The organism is Paenarthrobacter sp. CM16 (genome assembly GCF_013179505.1).
Taxonomy (GTDB): domain Bacteria; phylum Actinomycetota; class Actinomycetes; order Actinomycetales; family Micrococcaceae; genus Arthrobacter.
In genome coordinates this window covers 1-8,973 of sequence record NZ_JABMCX010000195.1, presented here as the reverse complement: position 1 = coordinate 8,973, position 8,973 = coordinate 1, and the positions used below count along the sequence as shown (strand labels likewise).

The 8,973-nt window shown below is 63.0% G+C and carries 9 protein-coding genes and 1 pseudogene; all 10 read right to left on the bottom strand.

Going from position 1 to position 8,973, the window contains the following annotated elements; all coding sequences use genetic code 11:
• Window positions 1-393, bottom strand: a pseudogene (locus tag HP499_RS16325) (YihY/virulence factor BrkB family protein); the annotation flags it as partial.
• Window positions 320-997: a 2'-5' RNA ligase family protein gene (locus HP499_RS16320; protein WP_172325273.1), complete on the bottom strand. Its 678-nt coding sequence runs from the start codon at window positions 995-997 to the stop codon at window positions 320-322. The pseudogene HP499_RS16325 and the gene HP499_RS16320, both read right to left, overlap by 74 nt.
• Window positions 998-1,001: 4 nt before the next feature.
• On the bottom strand, window positions 1,002-2,111 hold the full coding sequence (gene trpS, locus HP499_RS16315; RefSeq protein WP_172325272.1) for a tryptophan--tRNA ligase: 1,110 nt from the start codon (window positions 2,109-2,111) through the stop codon (window positions 1,002-1,004).
• Window positions 2,112-2,131: 20 nt separating this feature from the next.
• Window positions 2,132-2,965 carry an exodeoxyribonuclease III gene (locus HP499_RS16310; protein WP_172325271.1) on the bottom strand — a complete coding sequence of 278 codons (834 nt, stop codon included), beginning with the start codon at window positions 2,963-2,965 and terminating at the stop codon, window positions 2,132-2,134.
• A gap of 10 nt (window positions 2,966-2,975) precedes the next feature.
• Window positions 2,976-3,542 carry a hypothetical protein gene (locus tag HP499_RS16305; RefSeq protein ID WP_172325270.1) on the bottom strand — a complete coding sequence of 189 codons (567 nt, stop codon included), beginning with the start codon at window positions 3,540-3,542 and terminating at the stop codon, window positions 2,976-2,978.
• 139 nt (window positions 3,543-3,681) lie between these two features.
• Window positions 3,682-4,515: an ABC transporter permease gene (locus tag HP499_RS16300; protein ID WP_172325269.1), complete on the bottom strand. Its 834-nt coding sequence runs from the start codon at window positions 4,513-4,515 to the stop codon at window positions 3,682-3,684.
• Window positions 4,512-5,366: an ABC transporter permease gene (locus tag HP499_RS16295; protein WP_172325268.1), complete on the bottom strand. Its 855-nt coding sequence runs from the start codon at window positions 5,364-5,366 to the stop codon at window positions 4,512-4,514. The genes HP499_RS16300 and HP499_RS16295 overlap by 4 nt, the downstream gene beginning before the upstream one ends.
• On the bottom strand, window positions 5,359-6,288 hold the full coding sequence (locus HP499_RS16290) for an ABC transporter ATP-binding protein (protein ID WP_172325267.1): 930 nt from the start codon (window positions 6,286-6,288) through the stop codon (window positions 5,359-5,361). The genes HP499_RS16295 and HP499_RS16290 overlap by 8 nt, the downstream gene beginning before the upstream one ends.
• Before the next feature lie 159 nt (window positions 6,289-6,447).
• Window positions 6,448-7,341 (bottom strand): bifunctional methylenetetrahydrofolate dehydrogenase/methenyltetrahydrofolate cyclohydrolase, encoded by an 894-nt coding sequence (locus HP499_RS16285; protein WP_172325266.1) that lies wholly within the window; start codon window positions 7,339-7,341, stop codon window positions 6,448-6,450.
• Between the two features lie 150 nt (window positions 7,342-7,491).
• Window positions 7,492-8,787: a serine hydroxymethyltransferase gene (glyA, locus tag HP499_RS16280; RefSeq protein ID WP_172325265.1), complete on the bottom strand. Its 1,296-nt coding sequence runs from the start codon at window positions 8,785-8,787 to the stop codon at window positions 7,492-7,494.
• Between the last annotated feature and the right edge of the window lie 186 nt (window positions 8,788-8,973).

Sequence of the window (8,973 nt, the reverse complement as noted above, 5' to 3'; positions counted from 1 at the left end):
GGGCGCCGCGGATGCCACACTGCCGATGACAGCGTCTTCCAGCACAGGGTTGCCACCGAGGACGATGCCGGCGATCGCGAAACCCGTGGTCAGCAAACCCGTCACGGAGAAGAACATGTTGAATCCGATGCCGGCACTCAGCAGGGGCCCATGTTGCCGCGTGTAGTGCTGGAATGCGCGCATGGCACGGTTGGTGTTCAGCCTGGCCATGAAGAGGGCAAAGAATGCTCCTGCCTTCTTCGGCAGCCCTTCGCCGGCCCGCTTGGCCTGGCCCCAGTCCTGCCTCTTGCGGAGCAGCTCGAGTTTGAGCTTGGCCAGCTCAGTTGGCAGCGGAGGAACGTCCGCCTGTGTGGCCTGAATCCGCTTGCTGTTCTTCGTCAGTATCGCCGCCAAAGTCGAGCTCTTCCCGTAGCTGCCATATTCCATTGGTGTCGTGCTCGTAAAGTCCCATGCTAACCACAGGGAAGGTGGCCCGGTAATCTCTGAGGACCGTTTCGGCCTCATCAAGATTTTCCTGGGCAACATCGTGAGCCACAGTGACATGCGGGTGATACGGGAAGGGCAGCAACCGTTCAAGCGGCCCGGTTTGAAGTTTCTCGTGCAACTGCACGCACTCTTCAAAGCCTTCTTCCACGTTGACGAATACCACCGGTGAGACGGGCCGGAAAGAACCCGTGCCTGAAATGGTGATGTGGAAGGGTTCCTGGGTCCGGGCTACTTCCCGGACATGCTCGCGGGTGGCGTCCCAATCCTGGGTGGGCGTAGTGGTAATCAGCGTGATGTGGGCAGGAATGACCTCAGCCATGGGGTCACCGAAAGAGGCCCGCCATTCCTGCAGTTCGCGGGCGATCTCCGGCGGGAAACCGAGGATGACACCGACACACATGGTGTCGCCATCGCCGCAGTCGCTGCCGGAAACACCTGTCTGGCGAGAGTCGTCCGGACCGACACCCTTGCGGGTGTCGGTCTTGACGTTGAGCTGGCCAGCGGAGCACATGGAGTTAGCGGGCTCCCAGGTGGCGGTGGGCATCTCCGCGGTAGGGCAGGAAGCCGACCTTGGCATAGACGTCCGCCAAGGTGGCCGAGGCAATTTCGCGAGCCTTGTCTGCGCCCAGGGCCAGGAGCCGGTCCAGTTCCGCAGGATCGGCCAAGAGCTCGTTGGCCCGCTCCCGGATGGGTGCCAGGTGCCCCGAGACGAGTTCTGCGAGGTCAACCTTAAGGTGGCCGTACATTTTGCCCTGGTAGTCGGCCACGATCTTCTCCACCGGTGTTCCGCTGATGGCCGAGTAGATGGTCAGCAGGTTCGAAACGCCCGGCTTGTTCTCGCGGTCGTAGCGGATCTCGGTTTCCGTGTCCGTCACCGCTGACTTGATGCGCTTGGCCACAGTCTTGGGGTCGTCCAGGAGATTGATCAGCCCGGCCGGCGATTCCGCTGACTTGGACATCTTGGCGGTGGGGTTCTGGAGATCGTAGATCTTTGCCGATTCCTTCTGGATGAAGGCCTGGGGCACTTGGAATGTCTCCCCGAACCGGCTGTTGAAGCGGTTGGCGAGGTCCCGGCTGAGTTCCACATGCTGGCGCTGATCTTCACCCACGGGCACACCGTGCGGCTGGTAGAGGAGAATATCGGCGGCCTGAAGGATGGGGTACGTGAACAGGCCAACGCTGGCGTGGTCCGATCCCTGCTTCTGCGCCTTGTCTTTGAACTGCGTCATGCGGGCTGCCTCACCCATGCCGGTGATGCAGTTCAGGACCCAGGCGAGCTGAGCGTGCTCAGGGACCTGGGACTGGACGAACAGGGTGCACTTGTTCACGTCAACGCCACCGGCGATGTACTGGGCAGCCGTAACGCGGGTGCGCCGCGCGAGCTCGGCCGGATCCTGCGGGACCGTAATAGCGTGCAGGTCCGGGATGAAGTACACGGCATCGTACTCGTCCTGCATCCGCACCCAGTTGACCAAGGCGCCAAGATAGTTGCCCAAGTGCAGGGAGTCAGCGGAGGGCTGCATGCCGGACAGGACGCGGTGCTTGGCGCCAACGGCAAGCTTGGTGGACGTGCTGGTCTGCGGTACCGCTGCAGTGCCGGTTTCAGTCGTGGTGGAACTAGTCATGGAGGAATACCTTAGGGAGCTTAGAGCCGGTAGTCGACTACCAGCGGTGCGTGGTCGGAGAAGCGGGTGTCCCACGAAGGCGCCCGGTCAACGACAGCCGAGAACGCGGCTGCAGCGAGGTCCGGGGTTGCCAGGTGGTAGTCGATGCGCCAGCCTGTGTCGGTGTCAAAGGCTTTACCGCGCTGGGACCACCAGGTGTAGGGGCCGGCGACATTTCCTGCCAGGCCCCTGTGGACATCCCTCCATCCGATTTCTTCGCCGAGGAAGCGGTCAAAGTAAGCGCGCTCCTCGGGGAGGAAGCCGGCACGCTTGACGTTGCCCTTCCAGTTCTTGATGTCCAGTTCTGTGTGTCCGACGTTGAGGTCCCCCACCACCAACGCATGGTCGCTGTGCTTGGCAAGTTCCGGCAAGCGGACAGTCATGGCGTCGAGGAAGCGGAATTTGTCGTCCTGCTTGGGAGTTCCGACTTCTCCGGAGTGCACGTAGGCGCTGACAACGGTCAGGGTGGTGGGTTCACCGGCCGCGTTCTTCACAGTGAAGTCGGCTTCAACCCAGCGGCCTGAGGTGTCGAAATAGGAATCGCCGATCCCTGTTCGCGTGGCCGTGGGCTCTTCACGGGAAGCAATTGCTACACCGGCCCGGCCCTTGGCCTCGGCTTCGGTGTGCAGGATGTGCCAGCCTTCGCCGATCAGCTTCCTGACGATGTCATCAGGTGCGCGGACTTCCTGGAGGCAGAGAATGTCAACCTCGCGCGGCTCCAGCCATTCCGCCATGCCGTTCTTGTAGGCAGCCCTGAGGCCGTTGACGTTAACTGACGCGATGCGAAGGAAGTCCTTCTTCAATGCCGTACTCACCCGGTCCACTCTAGTCGATGATGGTGCCGGCCACGGGCTCGTCCGAGCCGCCGGAGGACTTGATCATGTCGCGCGCATTGGTGGCCGTAATGGCAATGGTTTCCAGGGCGCGGTTGATGGTGTCCTGATCTGCCGCAGCGCCCTTGGCGCGTTCCTCGTCCACTACGCGGACCTGCACCTGGACAATCTTGAAGGAATGATCCAGCTTGAGGTCGCGAACCTCGTCGGCCTTGCTGCGTTCGGCGACGACCCGGGTTCCGCCGCTGTCGGCAGCGGACGACGACGGCGCGCGGCCGGCTGCGGCGTTGAACGCGTTTTGCGCTTCGGTCAGCTTGGCGCCGGCACGCTGCGCGGCCCTGCGGATGCTCAGCACCACGAAGGTGGCCAGGGCCAGCCAACCGAAGGCCACTACTGCGACGACCCAACCCACAACATCGTTCTGGTTGGCCGCGAAGATCACGGCCACCAGGAACGCGATGATGACAACGGTCATCCCCAGGCCGCCAATGCGGAAGCCCTTGAACATGCCTTTACCGGCGGGAGACGTGGACGGGTGCGGGTCACCGAGAGATTGCATGGATCCATTCTCTCAAATGCCTGCAGGTGCCCGTGCCAGCTTCCACGGACGGCGAACACCGGCCCCCAAGCCTCGGGTTTTTGTACAGCTAATGCCCCCAAGACGCCGCTTTCGGGGCATTAGCTGTACAAAAACTCCATCACTTCAGGAACAGCTGGCGTAGCCTTCGGGTGGTCAGCATGATTCCGAGAGCGATCATCAGCACGTAATAGCCCACGTGGATTGCCGTGGCAGGGCTGAAGGAGCCCACGCTGATCTGCCGCAGCAACTCCACTCCGTGCCATAGGGGCATGGCCTGGATGAACCACTGGATGACTTGGGGGTAGACGCTGAGCGGATAGAACGTAGCGCTGAACAGGAACATGGGCAGCAGGAAGAAGTTGATCCAGTCCATCTGTTGGAAGGTCTTCATGAAGCTGGTGATGCCCATCCCGAAGCTCGCGAAACCGAATGCGATCAGCACCGAGGCCGGGATAACCAGGATGGCCCACCAACTGGTAAGCAGACCCATGACACCCATGACGGCGGTGAATCCGGTGGCGTAGAGCAAACCCCGAAGGAGGGCCAGGAAGATCTCCCCGATCGCCACATCAAGCGGCCCCAAGGAGGTGTAGAGCATCCCTTGGTACAGCTTGGCGAAGTTCATCTTGAAGAAAACGTTCCACGTGGAGTCGTAAATGGCTCCGTTCATCGCCGAGACCGCCAGGAGCGCGGGCGCAATGTAGGCGGCGTAACTGATCTCCTCACCACCAGGACCTTGGACAGTGCCCACGATCGAGCCCATGCCCACCCCCATGGCCAGCAGGAACAGCACCGGCTCAAAGAACCCGGAGACCATGACCAGCCAGGTGCTGGACTTGGCCGCCATGAGCCCGCGGCCCACCACGGCTTTTGCGTTGCGGGAATAGAGCGAACCGAACTTACGCTCACGGGCCAGGTCCGTGGCGCTGTGGCCGTCCGTCAGGACACTCATGAGCCCATCCTTTTCACGAATTGGCGGCGCACCAGCACCCACCCCACGGTGGCTGTGGCCAGCAGGAACACCACATGGGTGATGGTCAGCAACGGATTCTGGTCCATTCCGTAGGTGAAGACCCGTCCCAACTCGGTTCCGTGCCACACCGGCGAAATCCAGCCGATCCAACGAACAGCCATAGGCAGCGAATCGAGCGGGAAGAACGTCCCGGAGAACAGGAACAGTGGCATGACGATGAACCGCTGCACCAACGCGAACTGACCTTTGTCCTGCTTGATGCTTGCGGCGTAGGCCATCAGCGGCAAACCGAAGGACAGTGCCGCCACCGTTGCCACGACGGCCGATACCCATCCCCACGGGCTCGGCGAAGCGCCAAACATGGCCACCACCGCGAAGTAGACCACCGATTGCAGGAGGAACCTCAGGGAACTGGCCATGATGTGTCCACTGGCGATCTGCTGCGGAATCAACGGTGAGGCGTGCGGACCGTAGAACACCCGGCGCCACTTGAAACCGTCCATGATGGGGTACGAGAACTCCCCCGATGCCGTCATCACCGCTGCGGAGACCAACAGGGCCGGGGCCACAAACTCCAGGTAGCTCACGCCGCCGAATGCTGCCTCGCTGTTGGCATCCACCAGGCTGGCCAGCCCCACCCCCATGGCGAACAAGTACGCCACCGGCTGCCCTACGCTGTACAGGATCACGGACCAGCCGTAGTTGCGCATGACGCGAAGCACCTGCTCCGCGTAGAAGAACGAACCCCAGCGTCGTGCCCGGGCAGCCGACACCTCAGGTGAGTGGGCCCGCAACGGTGGCACCGCCGTCGTAAGTGGTTTGTCAGTCAACGAGGCTCCTGCCGGTCAGCCGCAGGAACACGTCCTCCAGCGAGGATCGGCGCACCAGCGAGGTCATCGGGTGCAGCCCGCGGGCAGTGACCTGCTCCAGCGCGGCCTCGCCATCGTGTGCATAGATGAGCACGCGGTCCGGCAGCGTCTCCAGCCGCTCACCGATGCCTTGAAGCTCGACGCCGATGCTCGCGTTCCGCTCGGACCCGAACCTGAGCTCAAGTACTTCGCGCGAAGAGTGCTCGCGGATGAGGGTCGCCGGGGACCCCTCGGCCATGATCCGGCCCTTGTCCACCACGATCAGGCGGTCGCAGAGCTGTTCGGCTTCATCCATGTAGTGCGTGGTGAGGATCAGGGTTACGCCGCTTTCCTTGAGCCGGAACAGCCGGTCCCAGAGGATGTGGCGCGCCTGCGGATCAAGGCCGGTAGTGGGCTCATCCAGGAGCAGGATGCGGGGCTCGTTGATCAGCGACCGCGCGATGGTGAGCCTGCGTTTCATGCCGCCGGAAAGTGCGTCCACCTTGGAATTGGCCTTATCCGTCAGCTGCGCGAATTCCAGCAGTTCATCGGCTTTCGGCTTCAGATAGCTCAGGGGCAGGCCGAAGTAGCGCCCATAGACGATCAGGTTCTCGCGGACTTTCAGCTCTTCGTCAAGGTTGTCCTGCTGCGGAACCACCCCGAGATGCGCCCTCACCTCAGGGCCGTGCGACTCGGGATCCAAGCCCATGATGGTCAGCGAGCCGGAGGTTCGCTGGGAGACGCCACCGATCATTTTCATGGTGGTGGATTTGCCCGCACCATTGGGGCCCAGCAGCCCAAAGGACTCCCCCGCCGGTACGTCGAAGGAGATGTTGTCCACGGCGGTGAGGTCACCATAGGCCTTGGTGAGGTTCCGCGCGCTGATGACAGAGGGTCGGTTCATGTCGAGGCTGGACTGCAACGATTCTGACGGTGTTGGTGACGGTGTCGGGGAGCGGGTTGCTTCATTGTGCACCCTCAGCAGACTAGTAGTGCCCACTGACATGTGAAAGGGCTCTTGCAGATATTCCTGCAAGAGCCCCCTCGAAAGACGCGTCCGGAACTAGGCGATGCCGGCCTGGCGTTCAGCGCTCTCCACGACGTTCGCGAGCAGCATGGCACGGGTCATCGGACCCACGCCGCCCGGGTTCGGGGACAGCCAGGCGGCGACGTCGGCAGCTGCCGGGTCCACATCTCCGGTGACAACAGCCTTGCCGTTGCCGTCATCCACACGGCTGACGCCGACGTCGAGCACTATGGCGCCCGGCTTGAGGTCCTCTGCCTTGATCATGTGCGGCACGCCGGCAGCGGCGATCACGACGTCGGCCTGCTTCAGTTCTGCGGGAAGGTCCACCGTTCCGGTGTGGGCAAGAATGACCGTGGCGTTGACTTCCTTGCGGGTCAACAGCAGTCCGATGGGGCGGCCGATGGTGACGCCGCGGCCGACCACCAGGACGCGCTTGCCCTTGAGTTCAATGTTGTGGCGGCGGAGCAACTCCACACAGCCCTTGGGCGTGCAGGGCAACGGGGACGTCATTTCGCCGTTGACGTTGGCCACCAGGCGGCCAAGGTTCATGGGGTGCAGGCCATCGGCGTCCTTGTCAGGATCCATGGCTTCGAGGATGACGTCCTGGTCGATGTGCTTGGGCAAGGGAAGCTGGACGATGTAGCCGGTGCATTCCGGGTTGTCGTTGAGCTCGCGGACAGCCTCCAGGAGGTCTTCCTGGCTGATGTCCTCGGGGAGGTCGCGGCGGATGGACTGGATGCCAACCTCGGCGCAGTCCTTGTGCTTGCCGCCGACGTACCAGGTGCTGCCGGGGTCCGAGCCCACCAGGATGGTGCCCAGGCCCGGGACGATTCCCTTGGCGGCGAGGACGGAAACGCGAGTGGTCAGTTCTGCCTTGATAGCTGCGGCTGTGGCCTTGCCGTCAAGGATCTGTGCGGTGGACTGTGTCATTCCATCTGCTCTTTCTGGTGGGTGACCTGTGTGAAAAAGCCTCATAGGAGGCCCATGCCAACGGGACCCGCCGCCGTAGGTGTGGCGGCGGATCCCGTCGGCTCCGGGTCAGAGCCCGGGTATTGCTTGTCTAACCGCGGAAAATGCGGATTACCACTGCTCGTGCTGCGGGTACAGCGGGAAGTCAGCGGCCAGCTTGTCAACGCGTGCCTGGAGGGCTTCCACGTCCGTAGCCGAACCGGCCTTCAGCGCGGCGGCGATGATCTCGGCAACCTCGGTGAACTCGGCAGCACCGAATCCGCGGGTAGCCAGGGCAGGGGTACCAATGCGGAGGCCGGAGGTGACCATCGGCGGGCGGGGGTCGAACGGAACAGAGTTGCGGTTCACGGTGATGCCCACCGAATGCAGGAGGTCCTCGGCCTGCTGGCCGTCCAGCTGGGAGTTGCGGAGGTCAACCAGCACCAGGTGAACGTCGGTGCCGCCGGTGAGGACCGAGACGCCGGCTTCGGCGACGTCGGACTGGTTCAGGCGGTCGGCGATGATCTTGGCACCCTCGAGCACGCGCTCCTGGCGTTCCTTGAACTCCTCGCCGCCGGCGATCTTGAAGGCAACGGCCTTCGCGGCGATCACATGCATGAGCGGACCGCCCTGCTGGCCCGGGAAGACGCTGGAGTTCAGCTTCTTGGCCCACTCCTGCTTGCCCAGGATCACACCGGAACGGGGGCCGGCCAGGGTCTTGTGGACCGTGGAGGTGACGACGTCGGAGTACGGCACCGGGCTGGGGTGCAGTCCTGCTGCAACCAGGCCGGCGAAGTGCGCCATGTCCGTCCAGAGGAGTGCGCCAACCTCGTCGGCGATGGAGCGGAAGGCAGCGAAGTCGAGGTGGCGCGGGTAGGCAGACCAACCGGCGATGATGACCTGCGGCTTCTCGGCGATGGCCTGCTCGCGCAGCTTGTCCATGTCGATGCGGAAGTTCTCTTCTTCCACCTGGTAAGCAGCTACGTTGTAGAGCTTGCCGGAGAAGTTCAGCTTCATGCCGTGGGTCAGGTGCCCACCGTGTGCCAGGGACAGGCCAAGGATCTTGTCGCCGGGGGTGATCATGGCCGAGAGTGCTGCAGCGTTTGCCTGGGCACCGGAGTGCGGCTGGACGTTGGCGTACTCGGCGCCGAACAGTTCCTTGACGCGGTCGATGGCGAGCTGCTCAGCGACGTCGACGTACTCACAACCGCCGTAGTAGCGGCGGCCCGGGTAACCCTCGGCGTACTTGTTGGTCAGGACGGAGCCCTGGGCTTCCATGACGGCGCGGGGGGCGAAGTTTTCGGAGGCGATCATTTCCAGGGTGCCGCGCTGGCGGCCGAGTTCCTGGTTGAGGACAGCTGCGATCTCGGGGTCGAGATCGGCGAGCGACTGGTTGCTGACAGACGCTGAAGTGGTTGTGGTAGTCACGGAGATCTCCTGGCTAGGCAACGGGTGGTGCTACAGGTCAGGCTACCGGCAGCAGCATTCCCGCGTCCCCTTGGTTACAGCCCTTGATGCGGCAGGGATCGGTCACGTGCGTGCAGCGGTAAGACATGACCCTCGGCCCAGGCGTACGATCCGTGGTCTTCATGATTGCCGCTCCCTGGTGGTAGT

Excerpts from the sequence above, each read along its gene's own strand:
- HP499_RS16320 (WP_172325273.1), bottom strand. The coding sequence starts at position 997 with ATGTGCTCCGCTGGCCAGCTCAACGTCAAGACCGACACCCGCAAGGGT.
- HP499_RS16285 (WP_172325266.1), bottom strand. The coding sequence starts at position 7,341 with ATGACACAGTCCACCGCACAGATCCTTGACGGCAAGGCCACAGCCGCA.
- HP499_RS16290 (WP_172325267.1), bottom strand. The coding sequence starts at position 6,288 with ATGAACCGACCCTCTGTCATCAGCGCGCGGAACCTCACCAAGGCCTAT.
- HP499_RS16300 (WP_172325269.1), bottom strand. The coding sequence starts at position 4,515 with ATGAGTGTCCTGACGGACGGCCACAGCGCCACGGACCTGGCCCGTGAG.
- trpS (WP_172325272.1), bottom strand. The coding sequence starts at position 2,111 with ATGACTAGTTCCACCACGACTGAAACCGGCACTGCAGCGGTACCGCAG.
- HP499_RS16305 (WP_172325270.1), bottom strand. The coding sequence starts at position 3,542 with ATGCAATCTCTCGGTGACCCGCACCCGTCCACGTCTCCCGCCGGTAAA.